Here is a 25452-nt window from a genome sequence, read left to right on the forward strand (position 1 = left end):
TGTGTGTCGTTGTGCATCGTTCACGTGGCTGCGGATGAAGAGGGCTTCACCGACCCCAGATACCGGACGAAGGCGTCCGGCTCCACGGCTTTGCTGAAGTAGAAACCCTGGCCTTCCTCGCATTGATGGGCCTTGAGGAAATCCAGTTGTTCGAGGGTTTCCACCCCTTCGGCAATGATGGTCAGCTTGAGGCTCCGGCCCAGGCTGATGATGGCGCTGACCAGCGCAGCGTCGTTGCTATCGCTGCTTAAACCGCGAATGAACGACTGGTCGATTTTCAGCACGTCGATGGGAAAACGCCGCAAGTAGCTCAGGCTGGAATAACCGGTACCGAAGTCATCGATAGCAAGTCGCACGCCTATCACCTTGAGCCGGGTCAGGGCGTTCACCGTGGTTTCGACGTTCTGCATCAGCACGCCTTCGGTGATTTCCAGCTCCAGCAAGGCCGGTTCCAGCCCTGTTTGTTTGAGCGTCTGTTCGATGCCGTCGACAAAGTCGCGCTGACGGAAATCGATGGCCGACATGTTCACCGACATACAGATCTTCGGCAGCCCCGCGACCTGCCAGGCGCAGGCTTGTCGGCACGCCTCGGTCAGCACCCATTTGCTCAACGGCACGATCAAACCGCTGTCTTCGGCCACACTGATGAAATCCGAGGGGTAGACCAGGCCGTGTCCCGGTTTTTGCCAGCGAATCAGCGCCTCGGCCCCGACCACCTGGCCACTGCCCAGGTCCAGTTTTGGCTGGTAATGCAGGACAAATTCGTTGCGTTCCAGCGCCAGGCGAATGCCGCTCTCGATGCTTTGCTGATCCCGGGCGCGCTGGTTCATCTCGTCGATGAAAAAACTGAAATCGTTCGGGCCGCTTTCCTTGATGTTGCGCATCGCGGTTTCGGCTTTCTTGATCAGCGCGATGGCATCGAAGCCGTCGTCCGGGTAAATGCTGATGCCCAGGCTGGCGGTCACGCTCAGGTCGTGGCCGGCAATGTGCTGGGGCGCGCGGATGGCGTTCAAGAGTTTTTCGGCGATGCCCTTGGTCTGCTGGGGATGGCGGACATCGGCGAGGATCACCACGAACTCATCGGAACCGTAACGGAACACCGAGTCGGACTCGCGCACCGTCGCCACCAGATTACGGCCGACCTGTTTGAGCATCTCGTCCCCGGCCGGATGCCCCAGGGCATTGTTGATGCGCTTGAAGCGATCGAGGCCCAGAAACATCACGGCCAGTTGCTTGTCATGGCGCCGGGACAGGGCCAGGGACTGGTTCAGCCGGTCACCGAGCAACGTGCTGTTGGGCAGCTCGGTCAGTACGTCGTATTGCAACAGGTGCGACACCTTGAGCAACTCGTGGACCCGCGCCTCGATGGTTTGCTCCAGGCTCAGGACCTTCATCGCCGCGTCCTGCGCCATCTGCCATTTCCAGGTCAGGGCACTGGCCATCTGGCGGATTTCCAGGCTGTCGAAAGGTTTTTTCAGCACCAGTAACTGGTCGCCGAACTCCAGCCGTTCGGCCATGTCTTCCCAGCTGTAATCGGAAAAGGCCGTGCACAATGCGATTTGCAGGTGAGGGTCGGCCTTCCACAGTTGTTCGATGGTTTCCAGACCGTCCCAGCCCGGCGGCATACGCATGTCGGTGAAGGCCATGGCATAGGGACGACCTTCGGCCAGTGCACGCGTGACCAGTTCGAGGGCTTCCTGACCTTGATAGGCCGAGTCGAGCTGGAACGTCAGCCGATCAACCTGCAGCGTGCCGAACAAGGCTTCTTCAGCGCCGGCCAGGGTCTGTTCACCTTCGGTCTCTGGGCCGAGGATCTTGCGAAAATCCTCATGAATCGAGGGCGTGTCGTCGATGATCAAGATGCGCCGGTTAGTCCGCACGAAAGGCGTTTTCATCCTTTGTCCTCCGTGGAGCGTGGCGGGTTATCCCGGATCGGCCCGATGTCGTAGTTCGGGGGCACGATGCTGCCGGCTTTCAGCAGTTCGGCGGCCTGCTGGCTGCTGACCGCTTTGCTGAAGAAGTAACCCTGGGCGTTCATCGGTGAACCGGTGGCCATCAGCGAGCTGCGCTGCTCCTGGGTTTCGACGCCCTCGGCAATGATGCCGATTCCGACTTCACGGGCGAAGTTGATGATGGCGCGCAAGGTGTTTGCGCTGGCCGGATCGCGGGCGGCGGTGTCGATGAAGGCCTGAGCCAGTTTCAGGTGATTGACCTGGTAGGTCTTGAGGTAGTCGAACGAGGAGTACTCGGTGCCGAAGTCGTCGATGGCGATCTTCACCCCCAGCTCACGCAGGCGCGGCAGCACATCGTTGTGGGTCCATTTGGTCTGGGCCAGCGTCGCTTCAGTGACGTCGAAGCGCAGGTCCCAGGGGCAGAGTTCCCAGCGCGCGGTGGTGCGCAGCACGTCATAGATCAGTTCGGGACCACTCTTGAGTTGGGCCAGGGACAGCTTGATCGCAATCACCGGCGGCGCCATGCCTTCGTTGCGCCATTGGCGCATTTGCTGGCAGGCGCGATCCAGCACCCAGTGACCGAGCGCGACGATGGTACCGGTCTTTTCCGCAGCGGGCAGGAACGCCGGGGCTTCCAGTAAACCGCGCTCCGGGTGGTTCCAGCTGACCTGAGCTTCCATGCCGAGGATTTTGCCGCTGCTCAGGTCCACTTCCGGCCAGTAATGCAGTTCAAGTTCTTCGTGTTCGATGGCCGCTCTCAGGTCGCTGGCGATGGTCATGCGTTCGACCACCTCCTGATTGATCTCCTCGGAGTGGAAGTGGTACTGGTTGCGGCCCTTTTCCTTGGAGCGATACAGCGCCATGTCGGCTTGGGTCAGCAGGCCGTCGGCGCTGGTGCTTTCGGGGGTGCAGCTGCTGATGCCGATACTCACCGAGACCCGCACATCATTGCCGGCCAGGGAATAGGGCAGTACCAACGTATCGCGGATCTTGGCGGCCAGGGCCGCGGATTGGGTCGGGTCGCCGACGTCCAGTTGCAAGATCGCGAACTCGTCACCGCCGAGGCGGGCGACCACATCGTTTTCGCGCACGCAGGCTTTGATCCGGCGTGCAACCTCTTGCAGCAACAGGTCGCCCACCGGATGGCCGAGGGTGTCGTTGATGCGCTTGAAGTGATCCAGGTCCAGGTAAAACATGGCGAACGGTGCCGCCCCCCGACGCGCAGAGGCGAACGCCTGGTGCAACCGCTCGATCAGCGTCGCACGGTTGGCCAGCCCGGTCAGCCCGTCGGTGCGGGCCAGCAGGGCGATTTTCTCTTCGGCCACTTTACGTTCGGTGATGTCGATGATGATGCCTTCGACTTCCAGCAAACGGCCTTCATCGTCGCGCACCGGGATGTAGCGGTTTTCGACCCAGCGCCAGGCTCCGTCGCCAGTGCGCATCCGGAATTCGATGGAAGCGCCCGCCGCATGACGGTCCAGCACCCGGGCCATGGCGGTGTCGACCTTGGTTTGATCATCGGGATGGATCAGTTCCTGGGCCCAATTGGCCGAGGCGACCAGTTTCGCCGCGACATGACCGTATTTGGTGATGTTGTGCGAGATATACATCAACGGAAACGACGGCTCGCCGCGCAACCGATACAGAATGGTGGGGCTGTTCTGCACGATGATGTTGGCGTCGGACAGCTCTCGGGTGCGTTCTTCGACCGCCTGTTCGAGCAGCGACATCTTCAGCTCTGCGTCTTCGGTCATTTGCCACTTGGCCGTCAATGCACTGGCCATCTGGCGGATTTCGATGGCATCGAAGGGTTTTTTCAGAATCAGCAGGCGATCGCCCAGTTCCAGGCGTTCGTCGATGTCCTCCCAGGAATAGTCGGAATAAGCGGTGCAGAGCGCCACTTGCAGCTTGGGATCGACCTGCCACAGCCGTTCGATGGTTTGCAGCCCGTCCCAGCCCGGCGGCATGCGCATGTCGATGAAAGCCATCGCATAGGGCATGTCGTTGGCCAGCGCCGTCTCGACCTTGTCGAGGGCTTCGAGGCCCTGAAACGCCGAGTCGAGCACGAAACTCTGCAGCGATATCGCCGCAGGGGTGCCGAACAGGGCGTTTTCGGCGCTGATCAGGCTGTCGTCATCGATCGATGGCGGACTGAGGATCTTGGCGAAGTCCGCATGAATCGAGGCGGTGTCGTCGACGATAAGAATCCGCCGGTTGGTCCGTGCCAGCAGCGTATTTATCGACATACGCCAGTACCGGCAGCAGTTTGATGCGGTTTATTCATAGGGGGCTTCCTTTCCCTGATCACCTGGCCGAACGTACAGATTATGGATCCGAGTCAGCTGAGCATAGTCGTCTGTCCCGCACTTCGCGCAACTCAATGAGCTGAATCATTTCTGTTGGCGGGCTGAAAATCATCTAGCCTGTAGGTCAGGCTCCGGCAATAGGGGATGTTTGCCGGGTCCTGCCACAACGATGTGCCCGTTTTACTTGAGGTGACGCCATGGAAGAGCAACTCCCCACGACTTTGAACGATAAACCCAAGGTGCTGCTGGTCGATGACGAGGAATCAATCCTCAACAGCCTGCGTCGCCTGTTACGCGGCCAGCCCTACGAGTTGCTGCTGGCCACCAGCGGTGCCCAGGCGCTGGAGATCATGGAGCAACACTCCATTGACCTGGTGATGACCGACGCACGCATGCCCAACATGGACGGCGCCACGCTGCTGGCCCGCATCCATCAGCTTTACCCGACGACCACCCGGATTCTGCTCACCGGCTACGCGGACATGCCGACGATCATCAAAGCGATCAACGAAGGGAAGATTCACCGCTACATCAGTAAACCCTGGAACGACGAGGAAATGCTCCTGACCTTGCGCCAGGCCCTGGCTCATCAATATTCCGAGCGCGAACGCCAGCGCCTGGAGCAGTTGACCCGGCTGCAGAACGACCAGTTGAAGTCGCTCAACCTCACCCTGGAAAAACACGTCGCCGCCCGCACTGCCGAACTCCAGCAGACCGCCGACATGCTCGACCTGGCCTACGAAGAGCTCAAGCACAGCTATGTCACCGGCACCGAGGTGTTCTCGCTGCTGGCCAACCTGCGCTTGCCGCCGGCCAAACAGACCAACCGCCAGATCATCGAACTGGTGCGGGTCTACTGCAAACTTCACGGCCTGGACGAGGGCACCAATCGCGACCTGACCATGGCCGCGGCGCTCTACAACATCGGCAAGCTGAGCTGGACCGACAGCATGATGACCGCGCCCGCGGACCTGCTGCACCACAGTGATCGGGAGCGCTATCGCGGTTATCCCAAGCAGAGCGAATCGCTGTTGATGACGCTCGACCCGATGAAGGACGCCGCCCGTCTGATTCTTCATCATCAGGAGCGCTGGGACGGCAGCGGCTTCCCCGACCGGCTCAAGGGCGAGGCGATTCCGTTCGGTTCGCGGCTGTTGAAACTCGCGGTGGATTTCATCGAGTTGCAGCGCGGGCTGATCCTCGAGCGGCAGATGAACAGCGATGAAGCACTGGTCTACATCCGCAGCTATGCCGGGCGACTCTACGATCCCGAGCTGGTGGAGGATTTCATCCAGGTGTGTGCCGCGTACTTGAGCGATGTCTCGTTGGCCGATCCGTCGGTCAAGGTGCTGACCACGCGGGAAGTGACGGCGGGCATGATCCTGGCGCGCAACCTCAACGCCGACAACGGCATGCTGCTGCTCAATGCCGGTAAGGTGTTGAACGGGCCACTGGTGGAGAAGTTGATTGCCTTCGAAGCCATGGAAGGCGCGAAGTACAGCATTTTTGTGAAGTTGCCGGAAGAAGTGGAGGCTGCGCTGCTGGAGCGTGAAACGACATAGACGTTGGTGCCGGATGTGATCTTTTCGGGGTGACGAAGCAGCGGTGGCCATGTGATCCTTGCGCTTTTTATCCAAGGCCAATCCTGATCCATGACGCTTTCATCCGCTGCCTCGCCCCGTCTCATCCGTATCGCCGCTGCCCTGTTGATCGGCCCGGACGGTCGCACGCTGTTGGTCCGCAAGCGCGGCACCGAGGCGTTCATGCAGCCGGGGGGCAAGATCGAAGCCCATGAGCAACCGGTCCACGCGCTGGCCCGTGAACTGGAAGAGGAATTGGGCCTGGTCATCGATCCGGCACACGCCACTTATCTCGGGCAATTCTCGGCACCGGCCGCCAATGAACCGGGTTTTACCGTCCAGGCCGAACTCTTTCAGCTGACCATCGATTCAGACGTATCGCCTGCGGCGGAGATTGAAGAAGTGCGCTGGATCGACCCGGCCACCGACGGTAATGTCACGCTGGCGCCATTGACACGGGACCTGATCCTGCCGTTTTATCGTGCTTTGCTAACCGAAATTGCCTGATTATTCCCGGACAAAGGACTGCCCATGATCCCGCTTCAAGACTTGCTGATTTTTGCCGCTGCCGCGTTGCTGATGGTGCTGACGCCGGGGCCGAACATGATTTACCTGATCTCCCGTTCGATCTGCCAGGGGCGCAGGGCCGGTGTGACCTCGTTGCTCGGTGTTGTCGCGGGGTTTTTCGTGCACCTGTTCGCGGCCGCTGCCGGTTTGACTGCGGTGTTTCTGGCGGTGCCGATGGCCTACGAAGTGCTGAAGTGGGCCGGTGCCCTGTACCTGATGTGGTTGGCCTGGCAAGCCGTCAAACCGGGTGCGCGTTCACCGTTCGAGGCGCAGCAGTTGCCGCCGGACTCGTCGCGCAAACTGATCACCATGGGCTTTCTGACCAGCGCCCTGAACCCGAAGATCGCCGTGTTTTATTTGTCGGTGTTTCCGCAGTTCATTACGCCTGAGCATGGCTCGGTGTTCACTCAAAGCATCATGCTGGGTCTGACTCAGATCAGCGTCAGTTTCAGCGTCAATCTGCTGATCGCGCTGTTTGCCGCGGGCATCGCCTCCTGGTTCGTCAACAACCCGTCCTGGCTGGCGGTGCAGCGCTATTTCATGGGGTTCGTGCTGTCGGCGCTGGCGGTGCGACTGATGCTGGAACAACGACGGATGGCTTGAACATGTGGATTGAACGGCTTGATGCCAGTCATGCTCTGGATTATCGGGCGCTGATGCTCGAAGCCTATGACCTGCATCCCCAGGCGTTTACCTCCAGCGTGCGCGAACGCGCCGTGATGCCGTTGAGTTGGTGGGAATCACGCCTGAGCAGCAAGCTGGACGTGGTGTTCGGCGCGTTCGAAAACGGTGAGTTGGCGGGCATCGTCGGCCTGGCCTTCGAGCCCCGGGAAAAGGCCCGGCACAAGGCGACATTGTTTGGCATGTACGTGTCGGGCAAGGTCCGGCAGCGCGGGGTCGGTTATCACCTGGTGCAGGCCGCCCTGGCTGAAGCGCAGGACCATAAAGGCCTGAGGCTGATCCAGCTGACCGTCACCGCCGGCAATGACGCCGCGTTCAACCTGTACCAGCGTTGCGGCTTCATCCAGTTCGGTCTCGAACCGCTGGCGGTACGGGTGGGCGAGGACTACTTCGACAAGATCCATATGTGGCGCGAGCTCTAAATCCACCACGACCTCTGTAGGAGCAAGGCTTGCCCGCGATGAACGATAACGCGGTCTGTTTGAATGACCGCGCCGCGCCCATCGCGGGCAAGTCGGATCGCCGCACCGCTTGCTCCTACAGGTTTGCGTTGTGCTATCTAACTGCGCTGACCCCATCCAGTGTCGAGAACGACGTGTCCTTGGCCGTCAGCAAAAAGTCGCGCATGTACGGCGCATCCAGCATGTCGGCGCGAATCCCGGCGTACAACGTCGCAAACAAACCTTTCTCGCCCAGCCGCTTGGCCTTCACATAACCCCGTGAGCTGTATTCATGCAGCGCCCAATGGGGCATGCCGCACACGCCGCGGCCGCTGGCCACCAATTGCATCATCATCACCGTCAGTTCCGACGTGCGGACCTGCGCCGGTTCGATGTCGGCCAGTTCCAGGAAACGGGTGAAGATGTCCAGGCGATCACGCTCCACCGGGTAGGTGATCAGCGTTTCGGTGAGCAAATCTTCCGGGACGATGTAGGCCTTGCTCGCCAAACGGTGCTGATTGGCGACCGCGAGCATCGCTTCATAGGTGAACAACGGCACGTAAGTGATCCCGGCCAGTTCCAGCGGATCAGAGGTCACCACCAAATCCAGATCGCCACGGGCCAGCGCAGGCAGCGGGGCGAAGGAGAACCCTGAGGCCAGGTCCAGTTCGACTTCCGGCCAGGCATCGCGGAACTGGTCGATGGTCGGCATTAGCCACTGAAAGCAACTGTGACACTCGATCGCCATGTGCAAACGCCCGGCGGTGCCACCGGCCAGCCGCGCGATATCGCGCTCGGCGCCCCGCAACAACGGCAGGGTGGCGTCGGCCAGTTGCAGCAGACGCAAACCGGCGCTGGTGAAACGCACCGGTTTGGTCTTGCGCACGAACAGCGGCATGCCCATGCGCTCCTCCAGTTCCTTGAACTGGTGGGACAGGGCGGACTGCGTCAGGTGCAAGCGGTCGGCCGCATCCACCAGGCTGTCGGCTTCGCGCAAGGCGTGCAGGGTCTTCAGGTGACGGATTTCAAGCACCGGGGGCTCCATGAGGAAAACTTGTGATCAACACGAAAAGGTTGAGTTTGTCTCATGTTGGGTTGGCTGTCGACAATAGCGCCATGTTTTACAGCCTCTTTAAGGGAGAAACTCACCATGGCTCTGGCACACACACTTGGTTTTCCACGCATCGGCGCGGACCGCGAACTGAAAAAAGCCCTCGAATCCTACTGGAAGGGCGATCTGGATCAGGACGCGTTGAAAAGCGTCGGCCGCCAATTGCGCGCCACCCATTGGCAATTGCAGAAAGACGCCGGCATCGACCTGCTGCCCGTGGGCGACTTCGCCTGGTACGACCAGGTCTTGACCCATTCCCTGACCTTCGGTGTGATCCCCGAGCGTTTCGACAGCACCAAGGACTCGCGCGGCCTGCCGACCCTCGACACCCTGTTCGCCATGGCCCGTGGCGCCACGACTGCCTGCTGCGGCGGCGAGCACAGCAAAGCGCAATACGCCCAGGAACTGACCAAGTGGTTCGACACCAACTACCACTACCTGGTCCCGGAATTCACCGCTGACCAGCAGTTCAAACTGAGTTGGGAACAGCTGTTCGACGAAGTCGACGAGGCGAAGGCCCTCGGCCACAACGTTAAACCGGTGATCATCGGTCCACTGACTTACCTGTGGCTGGGCAAAGCCAAAGGCAACGACTTCGACAAACTCGACCTATTGGAACGCCTGCTGCCGATCTACGGCGAAATCCTCGGTCGCCTCGCCGCTCAAGGCGTGGAGTGGGTGCAGATCGACGAACCGATCCTGACCCTCGACCTGCCACAGGCCTGGAAAAACGCTTTCGAACGCGCTTACCACATCCTTCAATACTCGCCGCTGAAAAAACTGGTGGCGACCTACTTCAGTGGTCTGGAAGACAACCTCGGTCTTGCGGTCAGCCTTCCGGTGCAAGGCCTGCACATCGACGCCGTGCGTGCGCCGGATCAACTCGGCCAGGTGCTGGACCGTCTGCCGACCTACAAGATTCTCTCGGTGGGCCTGGTCAACGGTCGCAACGTCTGGCGCTGCGAACTGGAGCAAGTGCTGGCGCAACTGCAGCCGGCCCAGGAACGCTTTGGCGACAACCTGTGGGTCAGCAGTTCCTGCTCGCTGCTGCACAGCCCGGTGGATCTGGACCGCGAAGACAAACTCGACCCGGAACTGAAAAGCTGGCTGGCGTTTGCCGTACAAAAGTGCGGCGAAATCTCCGTGCTGCGTGATGCCCTGAACGATCCGCAATCGCCCAAGGTGCAAGCCGCCCTCGCCGAGAGCCGTGCGATTCAGGTCAGTCGCGCCGAGTCACCGCGTATCCACAAAGCCGAAGTGCAGGCACGGATAAACGCCATCAGTGACAAGGACAGCCAACGCCATTCGCCGTTTGCCAAACGCATCGAGCAACAACGTGCGCGGTTGAAACTGCCGGCATTCCCGACCACCACCATCGGCTCGTTCCCGCAGACCGGTTCGATCCGTCTGGCACGCCAGGCCTTCAAGCAAGGCAAGCTGTCGGCCAACGATTACACCGACGCCATGCACAGCGAAATCCGCCATGCCGTGCAAGTCCAGGAACGCTTGGGGCTGGACGTACTGGTACACGGTGAAGCCGAACGCAACGACATGGTCGAGTACTTCGCTGAGCAACTGGACGGCTACCTGTTCACCCGTTTCGGCTGGGTGCAGAGCTACGGTTCGCGCTGCGTGAAACCGGCGATCATCTACGGCGACCTGAGCCGTCCGAACGCCATGACCGTCGACTGGATCACCTATGCTCAGAGCCTGACCGACAAGGTCATGAAGGGCATGCTCACCGGTCCCGTGACCATGCTGATGTGGTCGTTCCCGCGTGAAGATGTCTCGCGCAAAATTCAGGCGCAGCAGTTGGCCTTGGCCCTGCGTGACGAAGTGGTGGACCTGGAAACCGCCGGGATCAAGATCGTGCAGATCGACGAAGCCGCCTTCCGCGAAGGCTTGCCGCTGCGCCGGGCGCAATGGCAGGAATACCTCGACTGGGCGGTTGAAGCTTTCCGTTTGAGCGCCTCCGGTGTGCGGGACGAAACCCAGATCCACACCCACATGTGCTACAGCGAATTCAACGATGTGATCCAGTCCATCGCGGCGATGGACGCCGATGTGATCACCATCGAAACCTCGCGTTCGGACATGGAATTGCTGGAAGCTTTTGAAGCGTTCGACTACCCGAACGACATCGGTCCGGGCGTCTACGACATCCACTCGCCACGGGTGCCGGACACGGCCGAGATGGTCAAGTTGATGAGCAAAGCCGTGAAACGCATTCCGGCGGAGCGCTTGTGGGTGAACCCGGACTGCGGGTTGAAAACCCGGGCGTGGCCGGAGACTGAGGCTGCGTTGGTGAACATGGTGGCGGCGGCTCGGCAGTTGCGAAGCCAGTTGGCGTAAATAGCCAGAGTCGATCAAAACATCGATCGGATGATGGACTGACAGCGGGAGCCTGGTCGTATGCCTTCACGACCAGGCCCCCGAGACGATAATGCGGTCTTCAACATTAATGAGTCAGTCCCGTCTCTTTGTTATCCGAACTCAATAGTTGGAAGAAAGTACTGGCCGCCGTTGTACTGAAAGGCGTTTCCGTTAGCGAGGGTGAAAGCCCACGCTACATTTCCAACACAGTCATTGTTGGTGGAAGTCCAATATGTGCTATTTGGCCAGCCCAGATAGGATGCAACATTTCCGCTCAGCGAATAGATGCTCCAGAATCGCTGGAATTGTGCGACCGACAGGCAGCTATGACGCCATGATTGTTCGTGCCAGGAGACTTGGCTTTGCCTCAGTCTCACGTATCTGATCCCCGTAACGATCAGTTGATAGGAGGCGCTTTGACTCCCGTCGGATACGGTAATCGTGGTCGTTCCATTGGCCAACGCACCGACCCTTCCGTCTGCGCTGATTACCTTGGCAACATTCTGATTGGAAGACACGTAGGTGTAACCTCCACTACCGCCCGAGGCTTGCTGCAAACGGGTCGCTTCGTCAGGAATGACAGACGGTGGCCGTCCTGCAACCTGGAAATAGTCGGTGAGGTTGATCGAGAGGTTGCCACCGATTTGCAGCTTGGCCCAGACGGTAAACGTCCAGGGCGGTGACGTCGGTTTATCGCCGCCAAGGACCTGGGCGGTCAAGCTATGGAGCGCGACCGCCAAGTCAGGTACAGCAATAGTCCATTGTCCTTTATCGTCGACAGGAGGCTTGCCGATGGAGGCTGAACCATTGAACACTTCAACCGGCTGGAAAGGGCTGACTCGCCCCGTTACGGTCACATGAGTCGCGAGGGTTGTGCCACCGTTACTGATGTTCGCGCCGGTTGCGGTCTCCTGGACCGAGAGAATCTCCGGGAGAATAAGTTCACCGATTTTCAGCGGCAGTTCTTTGGAGATGCGAATCTGTCCTGTGAATTGATTGGTGACGGTATAAACCAACCTGACTTCCTTGTAACGATTGGCCGCCACGAGCTCAAACGGTACCCGATTCAAAAGGTTATGGCCTACCTGTACGAGGGTCAGGTCCTGTGATATCGACCATGAACTCTCCTGAGTGGCGCCAACGAATTCAAGCTTGACTCTGTCCAGTGCACGCATGCCGGCATAGGGGGCGATGATCACTTCGGCCCCCTTTTGCACCTCTTCGGGTATCAATACACCGTCTGGAGCAGCGTTGACTATTGGCGCTTGCAATTCGCTCAGCGTATCGCCGATATACAACAACAGGTTCTCGGAGGGCTGGGGGCGGGTGAGATCGCGGTACACAATGTAGGAGACCGTCAGCCTGCCACCGTCCCCTGTCGCAATATTTTCGGGCTGAATATCGAACACAATATCTTTATCGATCAAATCCTCGCTGATTCTGCGCTGTCCGATGTATTCGTGCTCGGAGCCATCGTCGCGCAGGATATGCCACAGAATTCGCACCACATCGCCCACGATGATCGCGCCCGGTTGTTTTTTTACGATCACATGGGCCAATGGTGTTTGTGCGGGTACAGCACCGCCAATAGCTTCCGGTACTTCGGGTGGCAGCAGCAGAACCGGCAGGCCAGTCACGGTGACGAAGGTTACTCTGGAGTCGGTTATCACCGCCGCGCGCGTCAGTGTGAAAGCAACTTGAGCGGAGCCCCGTGCAATCAGCTGGACCTTGGAATAGGGGATATGGAAATCATGAGAGCGCGATGACTGGACAGGTTCCCAGATTTGCTCATCCGGAACCTCATGGCCACCCGAGTCAACCCCAACCCAGTTCAGTTTCACTCGGTCCCCGGGTGAAAAGGTGACCTTGCGTGAGCTGATAAACGTCAGCACGTCCTCGCCTTTCAGCGCAACGATATCGAGTTGGTTTTGTTGGTCGGCCTTATCGACGATGGGCGCTTCCAACAAGTCGAGCGTGGGATCGACGTTGAAATGAATCGGAGGAGCGGGTGCTGCGCTGCGGTTTTCCACCACATCGATAATCGAATAGTTGAGCTTCAAGGGTATCGCTCGACCTTCCTGTTCGATGATATTGCGAAGGATCATGAAAGAGATCGGTTTCCCTACCTGGCTTTCTTTCACCCTGGGCATCACCAGGGTTTGCGATCCCCAGTGAACAAGGATTACAGAGTTTTTACGCATCAGGTCGTACGCCGGGACAGTGACGTTCACCCCACCGTATTCATCGAGATAATCTTTGGTGACACCGTTGATGAGGATGTCCTGATCCACTTGTATCGGCGCCAGGTTTTGATGGTAGGGCTCCTTAATGTCCGGATCCGGCCCACCCGGCAACGTCGTTTTAATCAATACGGTCAACGGTGGGGATTGTTCATAGTCACCTCCGGCGTTACTGACTCGACGCACACCCACATGCAGATTGCACACGCCGTCCTTGAGTTGATTGGCTGCGATAGTCCGAAAAATCCGTTGGTTCACTTCGGTGTCTTTAACGGTGTCTGTCAGGACTGTGATCGGTGGCGTCGATCCATAGATGGCTCGTACAACCCATTCATCGCCCAGTGACATTTGCAACCATGGGTCGATCACCACATCCAGTCCGTCATGAAGCATGTCGTAATTGATGCCGCCCTCCACGCCTTCGTCTCCCGGCAGACCGGTAATCAGATTGGCAATGAGCAGTCGATCGATGCTCAAGGATCTCAGCTCTCCGGGTTTGGGGAGTGGCGGCAGCACATCGACTTGCTGATTATCGATAGAGTTCTGGAGGGCAAAGATGGTCATTGCACGTTACCTGTGTGTGATGAACGGGAGGATCTCTCAGGCGCTCGTGACGTGGCGCTGAAACCGGAGAAACCGATGACCCGATTGAATGCCCGGACGTTGTTTTTGGCTACTGTCAGAAATAACAGGTACAGACTGTTTTCTGATCAACGGTAGCCGTCAGCACCAAGGGCGTGGCGGAGACTGACGCGGCGCTGGTGAACAGGGTGGCGGCGGCGCGGCAGTTGCGCAGCCAGTTGGCCTGACGGGCAACCAGAAAAGGAGGGTGCAAGCGCAATCTGGGTGGGAGCGGGCTTGCTCGCGAAAGCGGTGTATCCGTCACCTATAGTTGTTGAATGTGATTGCCCCTTCGTGAGCAAGCCCGCTCCCACATGTTGGACGCCGTCAGAGGTTTTCGAAGTGCGGCAGTGCCGCGGAGTTTTTGCCTATGTCGGAATAGGGCAGTGTGGCATCGTCCGCATGGGTCAGGAACCGGTGTTCAGGCAGCTTCAAATGGGCTTTTTCGAACCCATCGAATGCAGGCGCGGCCTTGGAATAATGAAAATGGGCGTACCACAGTATCTTCGGTGGTGCTTGCGTCAGGTCCCAAATTTCGTATTCCTGCATGTAATCGGTTCGACCGTCCCGGCGTTTGCCCAGGTTCTTGATCGGCGCCGGTTTGCGTACGTCCACCACGTTTTGGCTGACAAGATCGTTCAGCATTCCATCCGTGGGTTTTTTACTCAGCAGCGTCTGTCGGGTGCGCATTGCGCGCCCTGTGGCAATCAGTTCGGTGGCCTTGCCGCGCAGTTGCTGGATGAGGGGATTGCGGGGGGCAATCTCCTCGATGCCGAGGGCGCGGCGGGTAAGTTCATTCGCTTCACTGACCATCATGTGTTCCAGGTCGACCGGCAGCATGTTTTGCGCCGCGTAGGATTGGACGCGGGTCTTGTAAGTGTCCTGCGACTCGAGTCGGTGACGGGCCTCTGTCAGTAACACTTCAAGGTCCCTTCGAAGGGGACGAGCTGGCTGTTCGTGTTGCGGGTTCAGCAGACGAGACTTTCCGTTTGTCCCCTGTTCCCAGATTTCCGTGTAACCGCCTTGACCTGTCAGGGTGTATTGCCGCAATTGAGTAGTCGGTTCCCAGCGCTCCACCCCGATCAGCAATTGGTCATTTTCGGTGGTGAAAACCTTTTTGCTGCCTTGCCCTGCCTGGGCAGGAGGTGCCGGTAGATCAATGGCCTTGCGCGCCCGTTCGGCCATCTTCTCGATTCCGCCCAACAAGGGAGGCACAACTTCCAGATAGAAGTGCTGTGGATAGCTGGCGGTCCACGCATTCATATCCCGACGAAATTGAGTGTATTGCTCGATGCAGTCTTGAAGTATCTGGTTGCGTTGAGTCTTGGTCGCGCTGACGTCCGGCAGACTGTATTGGCTGAACAAGGCCCGGTCGACTCGGGTTCTGATCGGGTGCGCCTGGTTCTGAAGAAGCATCCAGGACACATCGTGGATGCTGTCAAAACATTTGACGGTTTCCAGCAAGTTACCCGTTATCAAATAAAGGATATTCGCCTCGGACAGGCGAGCGTTCAACATCGTCACTTCCTCCGTTATTTGAGCTTTTTCTGCGTTGGCGGTGATGCGTCTGTACCAATGGTTAAGGTCTGTCATGTGGGCTTGCGTATGTTCTAACTCTTTCACCAGTTCCATCCGCAGCTTCCTGATTTCCTCCAGTATGCGCAAACGGGCTGGGAGGGAAGATGCAGGTATTGGCTCCAGGCTGGCCGTCAAGGCATCGATCCTGTCCACCAGGGGGTTGGCCCTGTGATTGGCGAAGAAAACCCGTTGTTTGTATCGATCAGCCAGCAACAGTGCAGAACTGCTTTGTATTTCTACGAGCGCGCGCCTTTTGTTGCCATGGGTCAGTGGGTGTAAATCAACTAGCGTCTGGTAGTGCCGCAGGGACAATTCAATGTCGCCGATACAGGCTGTTTCGGCGGCCTGCAACAGCGCCGGACGGCGCTCCAGCGGGTCGGTGTTGTACGCCTCCAGGGCGGCACTCGAGCGCCTCAACCGTGCATCGATTTGCATGGCCAGATCATCGGCGGCCTCGGTCAGTGCATGATGGCGACGGAAGGTGTGGTCGGTCCACCAACGAGGCAGCCGGTGGCGAATGGCTGCCGGCCACAGCGGATCGAGTGCGTCGGCCATATGCCCGAGGACCCCACCACCGCCGATGCCGCCACCTTCGAAGGCCACACCGTAGACGCCGAAATAAGTGTCCCAATGACCGGTTTCATCAAGGGCGATTGGTTGTTTGTAGGTTTTTTGCCGGGTGCCGCTCAAGCGCCAGTTTCGTGAGTCCTTGCTGCGCTCGACCTGAAAAATCCGTCCCTGACGAACGATAAAGTCACCGTCGGCATGCCGATAGATATTGCAATAAAGCCCATCGGTTGCTGGATGCAACCCTGACAGCGAGAGCGGTTTTTCATACTCGTAGCCCGCGAAACGCTCAACCACATGCCGGGCCTGGCGTGTAGATGGAACGTGCAACGCGTTGGCATTGGTGACCAGCCTGCGAAGTTGACGGGCCCGAGTCAAAGAGCGAGCACCTCTGGAAAGCGCGGACGCGGCGAGTTCACCGGGAAGCAGGTTCATGACCGCGTCGATCAATGCCAACAGCACCGATTCGATTTCTGCCAGACCATCGCCGACTTCGCCGCGCAAGAAGGCCGCAACCGCTTGATTGGCGCTGGTCCAGGCATCGTAGAGCGCGAAAGCAGTGCCAACGAATGGCACCAGGCCTAGCGCCATTTTCAGGTAATTGAACGCGCGGGGACCTTTGAGCGCGTACCGCTCCAGGTACAAGGCATCATTGGAGCGCGAGGTTCCGCGATGGGCTTCGATCAGACGCCCCATGTGAGCATTGAGCAGGTTGTCGGCCAGCGAGGTGGTCGACGGCCAGCGCATGCCCACTCCGATCATGGCATTGAAATGTCTAAGCACGGCCTGGTTGATACGGCTGATATGCGCCGGCACGCTACCCTGCAAGGCGCGTCCTGCCAGGTAACTGACCATTGCGCTGCGCTGGCATAGATTAAACAGGGCCTGGCGAGCTTTCTCCAGGCTGTCGTATCGCCGCAGAAACTGGCCGTCAGGGCTGTCGGGCAGATACAGCAGGGTCATCCCGCTGACCTGTTCTTCAATGAAGCTCACTCCAGACAGGGTGACAGGCCCCTGATTCGGTGTGTCCCTGCCGCCGGCGCTCAAGTACGCCGGCAAGAGCACAATGCGTTTGCCATCAACGTTCCAGGCCTGCGGGGTGTTGGCATCAATGGCGATGTTCAATACCTGCAACGCATCCTGGCCGATTTGTTTCTGCAGATACGCGCACTTGCCCTGTAACTTGAGCATCAGGCGCCAGGGCTCGATCAGGCTTTCTCGTTGATGATCATTGACGAAGGCGGTGTTGTCGATCGAGCCCATGAATGCACGGCGGATCAGATTTTCGTAGACCTGGGGCAGATCGAGTTCGGGCAGTACCTTGCGCAGGTAAGGCCGGGTGATACCGGCCGTTAGGGTCTGGCGTTCGGTTTCATCATCGGCGGTAACCTTGACCCGCATGAAACCCAGTCGCAGCGATAGGGGCTCCAGATTCATCGACGGCGTGTTGTCGATGTTGAGCTGGGCCAGTTCTTCGAGTGTCATCGTGCTGCGTGTCTTGCTGGGTACCGCCACGAGTTTCTGCGGGGTACCCGGGGCCGCACCGTCCGCTAGTTGTTTTTGCAGGATGACCGAGTCAGGCAGATCAAGTTTCAGGTCAAAACTGCCCTTGATCGAGAAGTCCTCGCGCAGGCGGGATTGCAGGTGTTTGCGGGTGAACTCGTCCCGGGCGGGCAACGCGATTTCCAGCTGTGCGTGGCTGCGATGCATCGCCGTGATGTAAGCCTCGATCAGGGTCTTGAATTCAATGCGGTCATTCCCGGACAGCTTACTGAGCCAGCCAGGCAGACCGGAGGCCAAGGTCGCGCTACGGTTTTGCTCCTGCCTGTGCGCGAAGGCCAGGTGTCGGGCGGCATGCACCGGGACCTGCAAAGTGGCCAGGGTTTGCTTGCGCAGTGTTTCCAGTTCATCGGCACGTTGTGTCGCCTGGGTCGCATCGGTGTAGCGCTGGCGAATCTGCCCGGCTTTCTCTTCGAACCCGGTGGTTTGTTGATCCAGGCTGTAATGCAGAGGGTCGGTCGTGATTTTCTTCAGCTGCAACGCTACAAGATCGTTCTGCTGAATCCTGAATAGCTGTCGTTCCAGCGCTTGTCGGCTGGCGAATCGTTGCAGGCCGCCGCCGGTACCGGGCCAATAAAGCAACAGGCTCTGAGACGAGGCAGCATTGAGCAGTGCCTCGGGTTGGGTAATGACAAACGGACCGCTGAGTTCCTGGGTCGTGACTGTTGTTTTTTCGCCATTTTGTACCCTCATCGACAGCGACAGACTGGCGACCACGCTGTCGGGCCTGGAATCGTTGGGTGTATCCAACAGGGCTTTGAGCAGGCGGTGTTCATCACTGCTCATTTGCTCAAGAGCCAGTTGCAGGTCGGCCTCGGCGTGCAGGCCAGCCTTGTGCGCTTGGTAGAGGGCTGTGAACTGGCGATTGAACGTCGTCAGGTCGAGGACGCGTGACCGGTAAAGCAGAGCGGAGGCTGCCGTGTTGGCGGCTTGCTCCGCTGCTTCAAGTGCTGAGAGTGAGTCTTTGAGTTTTTGCTGGCGGTCGCTTTCTGGATCGTTCCCCAGCAGCTTCTCGATCGCATCACGCTGTTTGTCCAGGCTGGCCTGGCGCGGGGACCGCGGGATATCGGCATACAGGCTACCAAACAACGCTTGTTGATATTCATCGGCGCTGTCGGTGGTTACCGCTGTGTTTCCAAGGCTTGGCGGTAAGGCGAAACCGGCGGCACTGCTACGTTGTCGATCGATCTGGTCCGCGTAGGTCAGTGACTGGGCGCCATGGGCGGCCAGTTCGCATACGTCGTTGCTGCTCATGCGCAGACTGGCGAGTTGAGCCTGTTGCTGGTGCAAAAGCAGGTCGGTGATGCCCACCGTCAGGGGCTGGGTTCTGGCGCTGTATTCGAAACGGATGTCCTTGTAGAGCATGCCCTGTGGAACAAGCATTTGTTGAGACAGCCAAGTCTCCATATCGCTGCGTTCAGGGAAGGCTTTGATGGCGACAGGCCGACAGGGCAGATACAGCCATTGAGCATCACCCACGCTGATAACCCAGACGGCAGGGTGTTTCACTTTACTGTTGTTGCTCAGCACCAGCGCCAGTTGTTCCGTGCGCACTGGCTGGTTGTCCAGGTGCAGGTCTGTTGCTGCCGAGTCCGCAAGCAACAACAGCGGCTTCATTTGCTCGGCGGTCAAGGTTCTTTGAGCAAGCGCTATCTGGGCAGTCGCCTCGAAATGGTTGCGGTACAACTGAACAGCTCGGTCACGTCGTGACATCGGTGTGCCGGGAGCGCGGTCTCCCCAATACGCAGCCCAGCTTCCGCTGATCGCTTGCTCCAGGTTCAGCGATTTGAGTCGATCAAGTAGTTGCAGGGGCGTGAGGGCAAACAGAGGATGTGAGCGTCCCAGGCCGGTTACCTGGCAGCGCTGGTCCAGCGTGGTCTCCAGCACCGGATGTTGAAAGACAAAGGCACAGGCATTCGTGAGGCTGACGAAACGTGCCGGGTGTTCATCGGAAGCGGGGAACGCCAGGCCGGCCTGTTGCCCATCCAGACCCCGCTGCTCGAGCAGTCGATTGATTGTGCCTCGCGTTGTCGGCACGTTAGCGAACAGTTCGCACAAGCCTTGGCTGCTGTCGCGCCAGCGGGTCGAGGCGCGGAGCAACAGACTTTCGTCCGGGTTTTCTCGCAAGGACAATGAGGTCGGTATCACGACCGGGGTAGGTGAGGGTAGGTCGGGGAGAAGTCTATCGGTCATGGCAACATGGCTCGATTGATGGAGTAGTGGATCCACTCCTTGAACGAGCCATTTAAGAAAAGTTTTGCGAGGCATTGGCACTACATAGTTACCACACCGACCACTCAGCGATATTCATCAAACTGTCACGCAACTGTGGCAGCGCGCTTGAACAAACTTCATCAGACTCGCGCTCTACTGGAGTTCTGCGTTTCGGTGTTTTTCATGCGTGTTTTCTTTTTCCTGGCCGCGCTGTTGTTCGGCCTGCCGTCCTTGGCGGCGTCTCGTTGCGATATCAATGTTCCGACCGAGCGGGTCGATCTGGCACAGGTGAGCCTGGCGTACCAGAGCATCGGCCGTGCGTCGGACCCTGCGCTGTTGCTGGTGATGGGCCTTGGCGGGCAGTTGATCCACTGGCCGGACGAGGTGGTGGTCGCGCTGTGTCAGCAAGGGTTTCGGGTGATTCGCTATGACAATCGCGATGTCGGGCTCTCGACCTGGCGGCAAGCGCCCGTCGACGCCAACCTGACGTTCGAAGTGCTGCGCTACAAACTCGGTTTGCCGGTGTCGGCGCCGTACACCCTGACCGATATGGCTGACGATGCTTTTGGCTTGATGGATGCGTTGCACGTCGAGCAATTCCACGTGCTGGGCGCGAGCATGGGCGGAATGATCGCCCAGCACATGGCGGCGATGGCGCCGCAACGGGTCGAGAGCCTGACCCTGATCATGACCAGTTCCGGGGCCGAAGGCTTGCCGGCGCCGAGTGCGGCGTTGGTGCAACTGTTGTCGCGCCGTGGGGCGCCCAATCGCGAAGTGGCGCTGGAGCAACAAGCCGATTTGCTGGCGGCGCTGGGCAGCCCGACGGTGAGCGATGATCGGCAAGCGCTACTGCATCAGGCGGCGCAGTCCTATGACCGGGCGTTCAACCCTGAGGGCGTGAAGCGCCAGATCATGGCGATCCTCGCCGAGCGCAGTCGAGTGGCACTGCTCAATCAACTGCGCGTTCCGACGCTGGTGGTTCACGGCACTGCTGATCCGTTGCTGCCGGTCATGCACGGTGTGCACCTGGCGGCGCATATCCGCGGCAGCCAGTTGAAGCTGATTCCGGGGTTGGCCCATCGTTTCCAGGAGGCGTTCAAGGCGCCGTTGCTGGCGGCGGTGTTGCCGTACTTGCAGGCCCACCGCGAAGACACCTCGCATTGGGCGCAGATTGATCCGGTGGCCGAACACAACCTCCTGTAACCCACCGATTAAATGTGGGAGCGGAACGGCTGCCACCTCGGGCACGTCGGGTGTATCGTTCGAGCTTTCCGGTGCGTTCCAGTCTGCGAGGTGAGTGATGAATGCCCCCCTGAAAATCGATTTCGTCAGCGACGTGTCCTGCCCCTGGTGCGTCGTCGGCCTCTACGGCCTGACCCGGGCCCTGGATTTACTGGGCGACGAGGTGCAGGCCGAGATCCGTTTCCAGCCGTTCGAACTGAACCCGAAGATGGGGCCTGAAGGGCAGAACATCACCGAACACATCACCGAGAAGTACGGCTCGACTCCCGAGCAATCCCAGAAGAATCGCGAGATGATCCGCGCACGCGGCGCCGAGGTCGGGTTTGCGTTTCGCACGGACGGCAACAGTCGCATCTACAACACCTTTGACGCGCACCGTTTGTTGTTCTGGGCGGGACTGGAAGGGTTGCAGTTCAATCTGAAAGAGGCGCTGTTCAAGTTGTATTTCACCGAGGGCGGCAACCCGTCCGACCATGGGCAGTTGGCGCAGATCGCCGAAAGCGTGGGACTGGATCGGTCGCGAGCCGAGGCGATTCTGGCGTCGGACGAGTTCGCCAAAGAGGTTCTCGAAGAAGAGCAGTTGTGGCTGTCGCGAGGCGTCAGTTCGGTGCCGACCGTTGTTTTCAACGGGCAGTACGCCGTCACTGGCGGGCAGCCAGTGGAGACGTTTGTCGGGGCGATTCGGCAGATCATGAGTGAAGCGAAGGGCGGGACGGTGAGCTGACCTACGATCGTTCCCACGCTCCCGCGTGGGAATGCCTCAAGGGACGCTCCGCGTCCAGTGACGCGGAGCGTCACGGGCTGCATTCCCACGCAGAGCGTGGGAACGATCAGTTACAGAAGATCGCGATCAGCCGTGAAGGCGAACCCAGACAGTCACGAGCACCGTAGCCGCCATCAACCAAGCCACCGCCGCCACAGCGAGCGAAGCCTCCAGCCGCATCCGGTCCACCATCACATACAACGTCGCCAGGTAGATGAAGTAAGGAATGATCGACCACATCCCGAACACGATGGTGGTCTTCAAATCCTCCAGCGAACGCCCCTTGCCGACGATGTAATGAGCAATCAACGCAAAGGTCGGAAACAGCGGCACCAACCCTGCGATGTAATAGTTTTTGGTCTTGGCCAGCGCGGCGAGGATGACCACCACGGCAGCGCCCAGGGTTGCTTTGAGGATCAGGTCCATCAGTGGCTCAGCCCGTACTTCTTCACTTTGTCGAACAGCGTGGTCTTGGCCATGCCCAGTTCCAGACTGGCCTGGGTCAGGTTGCCGCCGCTGCGCTGCAAAGCGTCGCTCAGCAGGTTGCGTTCAAACGCTTCTACCGCTTCAGCGAAGGCCAGGCCCTGATTGCTGCCACTGGCACCGGATTTCTTGAAGGCTGGCAGACCGAGTGCAAAACGCTCGGCGACATTGCGCAGTTCGCGCACGTTGCCTGGCCAGTCGTGGCTCATCAGGTTCGACAGGGTCTGGTTGTCCAGCTCCGGCACGGCGCGGTCGAAGCGCAGGGACGACTGCTGCAGGAAGTGTTCGAACAGTTGCAGGATGTCTTCGCGGCGTTCGCGTAGCGGTGGCAATTCGAGGGTCACCACGTTCAAGCGGTAATACAGGTCGCTGCGAAACTCGCCAGCTTTGCTCGACTCATCCAGATCAGACTTGGTCGCCGCGATCACCCGGCAATCCACTGCCACGCTCTGGTTCGAGCCGAGGCGTTCCAGGGTGCGTTCCTGCAACACCCGCAGCAGTTTGATTTGCAGCGGCAGCGGCATGCTTTCCACTTCGTCGAGGAACAGCGTGCCGCCGTCGGCGTGTTCGATCTTGCCGATCCGCCGCTTGCCGGCGCCGGTGAAGGCGTTGGCTTCATGGCCGAAGATTTCGCTTTCGAACAGGTTTTCCGGCAGGCCACCGCAGTTCAGCGCGACGAACTGCTTGGTGTGCCGCCGACTGAAGTCGTGCAGGCAACGCGCGACCAGTTCCTTACCGGTGCCAGTCTCGCCTTCGATCAGCACGTTGGCCGACGTATCGGCGACGTTGGCGATCAATTCCCGCAGGTTCTGCATGGCGGGCGAGCGGCCGATGATCCGGCCTTCGAGGGAATCCCGTTCCGCCAGTTGCCGACGCAACGAAGAGACTTCCCGTGCGAGGCTGCGTTGCTCTAGCGCACGGCGCGCCACATCGACCAGACGTTCGGGGGAGAAAGGTTTCTCCATGAAGTCATAGGCGCCTTTCTGCATCGCACCGACGGCCATGGAAATGTCGCCGTGACCGGTGATCAGCACCACCGGCAGGCTGCGATCGCGGGCCTTGAGTCGGGTCAGCAATTCCAGACCGTCGATGCCCGGCAGGCGGATGTCGCTGATGACGATGCCGGCAAAGTTATCGCCGACCCGCTCCAGCGCTTCTTCGGCGCTACCGACGCCCACGCAGGGAATGTCTTCCAGGGTCAGCGCCTGTTGGCAGCCGAGCAGCACATGGGGGTCGTCTTCGACGATCAGCACACTAAGGTCGTTGTTCATATTGGCTCGGCGTGAGTGGGGCTTACCAACGGTAAACTGAGGACGAAGGTGGTGCCACCGCTGGCCGGGTGCTCGACACCCAGGTGCCCGCCGGTGGCGGCGGCCAGGCTGGCGGAAAGGGTCAGGCCGAGGCCCAGGCCCTGTTCGCCGGGTTTGGTGGTGAAGAACGGTTCGAATAGATGTTTACGTGCTTCGGTGTCGATGCCATGACCGTTGTCGCGTACACGAAGGCGATATTTGCCATCGAATTCTTCGCCTTCTAGCCACAGTTCTGGCAGCGGCTGTGTCTGCATGGCGTCGAGGGCGTTGCCGATCAGGTTGACCAGAATCTGCTCCAGGCGCGTCTGGTCGATCTGCACCTGCAGATCGGCGAAGCCTCGGTGCAGTTGCAGATGCGCGCTTTCCACGCGACCACCGAGCAGCTGCAAGGCTGCATCCACCGCTTTGCCAAGGCTGGCCTGACCTTTGTCGTCGCCGCGGCGAGCGAACGAACGCAGGCTGGCGGTGATCCGGCCCATGCGGTCGATCAGTTCGTTGATGGTCTTTAGGTTGGTGCTGGCAACATCCAGTTGACCGCGTTCCAGAAACCGCACGGTGTTGCCGGACAAGGTCCGCAGCGCCGCCAGTGGCTGGTTCAATTCGTGGGCGATGCTGGTGGACATCTGGCCGATGGCCGCGAGTTTACCGGCCTGCACCAGTTCATCCTGGGCGCGGCGTAGCGTCTCTTCGGCCAGACGCCGTTCGCGGATCTGGCCCTTGAGCCGTTCGTTGCTGGCGCGCAGATCAGTGGTGCGTTCGGTAATCCGACGCTCCAGTTGATTGTTGGCTTCCTGCAAGGCTTCCCGGGCGGCGAGGCGTGTGGCAATGACCTTGCGCCGCTCGTTCCAGGCGATCAGCAGGAACGCCACCAGGGCAAACGCCACCGCCACCAGAATCCCCTGATTGATCGCTTCGCGACGCAAATCCTGCAGGGGGGTGAGCAGGGTGAAATTCCACGGGGTATCGCTCAATGGCCGGGTTTGCGAGAGGTAGCTGATGTCCTCCTCATCGGATTCCACTTCGCTGTTGGCGGGGAAGGTGAGTTTTTCCTCGCCTTCGGCCAGTTTTTCCCGGGCCAGTGGTTGCAGTTCGTTCAGCGGGAACCAGTAGTACTGAAGGCTGCGAGCGAGTTTTTCTTTTGTTTCGTCGCTCAGCGGCACAACCGATTTCAGGCGCCGTGCCGGATCGCTGGAAAGAATGATGATGCCGTTTTCATCGCTCACGAAAGCTTCCAGCCGCGCGCGCTGCCAGCGTTCTTCCATGGCTTCGAGGCGGACCTTGACTACTGCGACGCCAATGATCTTGCCGTGTTCTTCCAGGCCATGAGCCAGGTAATAACCGGGCTCGCCGTTGGTGCTGCCGATGCCATAGAAGCGCCCCGGCTGGCCGCGCACGGCATTCTGGAAATAGGCGCGGAAGGACAGATCTTCGCCCAGGTAACTGTCGACATCGCGCCAGTTACTGGTGGCCATTACTCGGCCGGTAGTGTCCATCACATAGATAGCCCGACTGCGGCTGCGCCGGTTCAGGCCTTCGAGGTATTCATTGACCGTCTGCCGGTGTTCCGGCGACGGGTCGGCCAACAGCTTCGAAACGCTGGATTCGAGTTCCAGCAGGCTGGGCAGGTAGGTGTACTTGCTGATCTCGCTCTCGACGGCGCGGGCGTGCAGTTCCAGCTGACGCTGGCCGTTCTCGCTGAGGTTGCGTATCCCGTAGTGTTCACTGACCCAGAAGCCGAGGTAACCCAACCCGATCATCAGGGCGATGACCAGCGGCGGCAGGAACAGATGGCGAATCAGACGGGGTTTCACGGCGAGTGATGGCGGCGCGGCGCGATAGAGAGTGGGGTCGCATTTCATCACAG

General features: G+C 59.4%; 16 protein-coding genes. 7 read left to right on the forward strand and 9 right to left on the reverse strand.

Annotated features, from left to right (window positions below):
* Window positions 1-20 precede the first annotated feature (20 nt).
* Window positions 21-1895: a putative bifunctional diguanylate cyclase/phosphodiesterase gene (locus ACMXYI_RS12490; protein WP_415773430.1), complete on the reverse strand. Its 1875-nt coding sequence runs from the start codon at window positions 1893-1895 to the stop codon at window positions 21-23.
* The gene (locus ACMXYI_RS12495) at window positions 1892-4198 is read right to left on the reverse strand and encodes a putative bifunctional diguanylate cyclase/phosphodiesterase (protein ID WP_415773431.1); all 2307 of its coding nucleotides are present in this window, start codon (window positions 4196-4198) and stop codon (window positions 1892-1894) included. Before ACMXYI_RS12495 ends, ACMXYI_RS12490 begins: the two co-directional genes overlap by 4 nt.
* A 257-nt stretch (window positions 4199-4455) precedes the next feature.
* Between ACMXYI_RS12495 and ACMXYI_RS12500 the strand changes: the two genes are divergently transcribed.
* The 4 genes from ACMXYI_RS12500 to ACMXYI_RS12515 all read left to right on the forward strand — a co-directional run bounded on the left by ACMXYI_RS12500 (window position 4456) and on the right by ACMXYI_RS12515 (window position 7508).
* Window positions 4456-5820 (forward strand): HD domain-containing phosphohydrolase, encoded by a 1365-nt coding sequence (locus tag ACMXYI_RS12500; RefSeq protein ID WP_415773432.1) that lies wholly within the window; start codon window positions 4456-4458, stop codon window positions 5818-5820.
* A gap of 90 nt (window positions 5821-5910) precedes the next feature.
* The gene (locus tag ACMXYI_RS12505; protein ID WP_415773433.1) at window positions 5911-6345 is read left to right on the forward strand and encodes an NUDIX hydrolase; all 435 of its coding nucleotides are present in this window, start codon (window positions 5911-5913) and stop codon (window positions 6343-6345) included.
* Between the two features lie 24 nt (window positions 6346-6369).
* Window positions 6370-7008: a LysE family translocator gene (locus ACMXYI_RS12510; RefSeq protein WP_415773434.1), complete on the forward strand. Its 639-nt coding sequence runs from the start codon at window positions 6370-6372 to the stop codon at window positions 7006-7008.
* Window positions 7009-7010: 2 nt separating this feature from the next.
* Window positions 7011-7508 (forward strand): GNAT family N-acetyltransferase, encoded by a 498-nt coding sequence (locus ACMXYI_RS12515; RefSeq protein WP_415773435.1) that lies wholly within the window; start codon window positions 7011-7013, stop codon window positions 7506-7508.
* 133 nt (window positions 7509-7641) lie between these two features.
* On the opposite strand, the gene metR is transcribed toward ACMXYI_RS12515, so the two are convergent.
* Complete coding sequence (gene metR, locus ACMXYI_RS12520; RefSeq protein ID WP_415773436.1) at window positions 7642-8559, reverse strand: transcriptional regulator MetR; 918 nt, start codon at window positions 8557-8559, stop codon at window positions 7642-7644.
* A gap of 117 nt (window positions 8560-8676) precedes the next feature.
* Between metR and metE the strand changes: the two genes are divergently transcribed.
* Entirely contained in the window at window positions 8677-10989 is a 2313-nt protein-coding gene (gene metE, locus ACMXYI_RS12525) for a 5-methyltetrahydropteroyltriglutamate--homocysteine S-methyltransferase (RefSeq protein WP_415773437.1), read from the forward strand.
* 131 nt (window positions 10990-11120) lie between these two features.
* On the opposite strand, the gene ACMXYI_RS12530 is transcribed toward metE, so the two are convergent.
* The 3 genes from ACMXYI_RS12530 to ACMXYI_RS12540 all read right to left on the reverse strand — a co-directional run bounded on the left by ACMXYI_RS12530 (window position 11121) and on the right by ACMXYI_RS12540 (window position 19769).
* Window positions 11121-13814: an Ig-like domain-containing protein gene (locus tag ACMXYI_RS12530; RefSeq protein ID WP_415773438.1), complete on the reverse strand. Its 2694-nt coding sequence runs from the start codon at window positions 13812-13814 to the stop codon at window positions 11121-11123.
* 115 nt (window positions 13815-13929) lie between these two features.
* Window positions 13930-14085 carry a hypothetical protein gene (locus ACMXYI_RS12535; protein ID WP_415773439.1) on the reverse strand — a complete coding sequence of 52 codons (156 nt, stop codon included), beginning with the start codon at window positions 14083-14085 and terminating at the stop codon, window positions 13930-13932.
* Between the two features lie 113 nt (window positions 14086-14198).
* On the reverse strand, window positions 14199-19769 hold the full coding sequence (locus tag ACMXYI_RS12540) for a dermonecrotic toxin domain-containing protein (protein ID WP_415773440.1): 5571 nt from the start codon (window positions 19767-19769) through the stop codon (window positions 14199-14201).
* Between the two features lie 204 nt (window positions 19770-19973).
* Here ACMXYI_RS12540 and ACMXYI_RS12545 point away from each other — a divergent pair, with 204 nt between their 5' ends.
* Both ACMXYI_RS12545 and ACMXYI_RS12550 read left to right on the forward strand, forming a co-directional pair.
* On the forward strand, window positions 19974-20993 hold the full coding sequence (locus tag ACMXYI_RS12545) for an alpha/beta fold hydrolase (RefSeq protein ID WP_415773441.1): 1020 nt from the start codon (window positions 19974-19976) through the stop codon (window positions 20991-20993).
* Between the two features lie 97 nt (window positions 20994-21090).
* Window positions 21091-21756 carry a DsbA family oxidoreductase gene (locus ACMXYI_RS12550; protein WP_415773442.1) on the forward strand — a complete coding sequence of 222 codons (666 nt, stop codon included), beginning with the start codon at window positions 21091-21093 and terminating at the stop codon, window positions 21754-21756.
* 126 nt (window positions 21757-21882) lie between these two features.
* Here ACMXYI_RS12550 and ACMXYI_RS12555 read toward each other — a convergent pair whose 3' ends face one another.
* The 3 genes from ACMXYI_RS12555 to ACMXYI_RS12565 are packed head-to-tail and all read right to left on the reverse strand — an operon-like array spanning window position 21883 to window position 25447.
* On the reverse strand, window positions 21883-22212 hold the full coding sequence (locus tag ACMXYI_RS12555; protein ID WP_415773891.1) for a GlpM family protein: 330 nt from the start codon (window positions 22210-22212) through the stop codon (window positions 21883-21885).
* Between the two features lie 8 nt (window positions 22213-22220).
* Complete coding sequence (locus ACMXYI_RS12560) at window positions 22221-23549, reverse strand: sigma-54-dependent transcriptional regulator (protein ID WP_301308728.1); 1329 nt, start codon at window positions 23547-23549, stop codon at window positions 22221-22223.
* Entirely contained in the window at window positions 23546-25447 is a 1902-nt protein-coding gene (locus ACMXYI_RS12565) for a sensor histidine kinase (protein WP_415773443.1), read from the reverse strand. Before ACMXYI_RS12565 ends, ACMXYI_RS12560 begins: the two co-directional genes overlap by 4 nt.
* Between the last annotated feature and the right edge of the window lie 5 nt (window positions 25448-25452).

This window comes from Pseudomonas lyxosi (genome assembly GCF_047758685.1).
Taxonomy (GTDB): domain Bacteria; phylum Pseudomonadota; class Gammaproteobacteria; order Pseudomonadales; family Pseudomonadaceae; genus Aquipseudomonas; species Aquipseudomonas lyxosi.

Coding starts and splice junctions, on each gene's coding strand:
- ACMXYI_RS12510 (WP_415773434.1), top strand. CDS start 6,370: ATGATCCCGCTTCAAGACTTGCTGATTTTTGCCGCTGCCGCGTTGCTG.
- ACMXYI_RS12500 (WP_415773432.1), top strand. CDS start 4,456: ATGGAAGAGCAACTCCCCACGACTTTGAACGATAAACCCAAGGTGCTG.
- ACMXYI_RS12530 (WP_415773438.1), bottom strand. CDS start 13,814: ATGACCATCTTTGCCCTCCAGAACTCTATCGATAATCAGCAAGTCGAT.
- ACMXYI_RS12490 (WP_415773430.1), bottom strand. CDS start 1,895: ATGAAAACGCCTTTCGTGCGGACTAACCGGCGCATCTTGATCATCGAC.
- ACMXYI_RS12545 (WP_415773441.1), top strand. CDS start 19,974: ATGCGTGTTTTCTTTTTCCTGGCCGCGCTGTTGTTCGGCCTGCCGTCC.
- ACMXYI_RS12515 (WP_415773435.1), top strand. CDS start 7,011: ATGTGGATTGAACGGCTTGATGCCAGTCATGCTCTGGATTATCGGGCG.
- metE (WP_415773437.1), top strand. CDS start 8,677: ATGGCTCTGGCACACACACTTGGTTTTCCACGCATCGGCGCGGACCGC.
- ACMXYI_RS12495 (WP_415773431.1), bottom strand. CDS start 4,198: ATGTCGATAAATACGCTGCTGGCACGGACCAACCGGCGGATTCTTATC.
- ACMXYI_RS12560 (WP_301308728.1), bottom strand. CDS start 23,549: ATGAACAACGACCTTAGTGTGCTGATCGTCGAAGACGACCCCCATGTG.
- ACMXYI_RS12540 (WP_415773440.1), bottom strand. CDS start 19,769: ATGACCGATAGACTTCTCCCCGACCTACCCTCACCTACCCCGGTCGTG.
- ACMXYI_RS12565 (WP_415773443.1), bottom strand. CDS start 25,447: ATGAAATGCGACCCCACTCTCTATCGCGCCGCGCCGCCATCACTCGCC.
- ACMXYI_RS12550 (WP_415773442.1), top strand. CDS start 21,091: ATGAATGCCCCCCTGAAAATCGATTTCGTCAGCGACGTGTCCTGCCCC.
- ACMXYI_RS12505 (WP_415773433.1), top strand. CDS start 5,911: ATGACGCTTTCATCCGCTGCCTCGCCCCGTCTCATCCGTATCGCCGCT.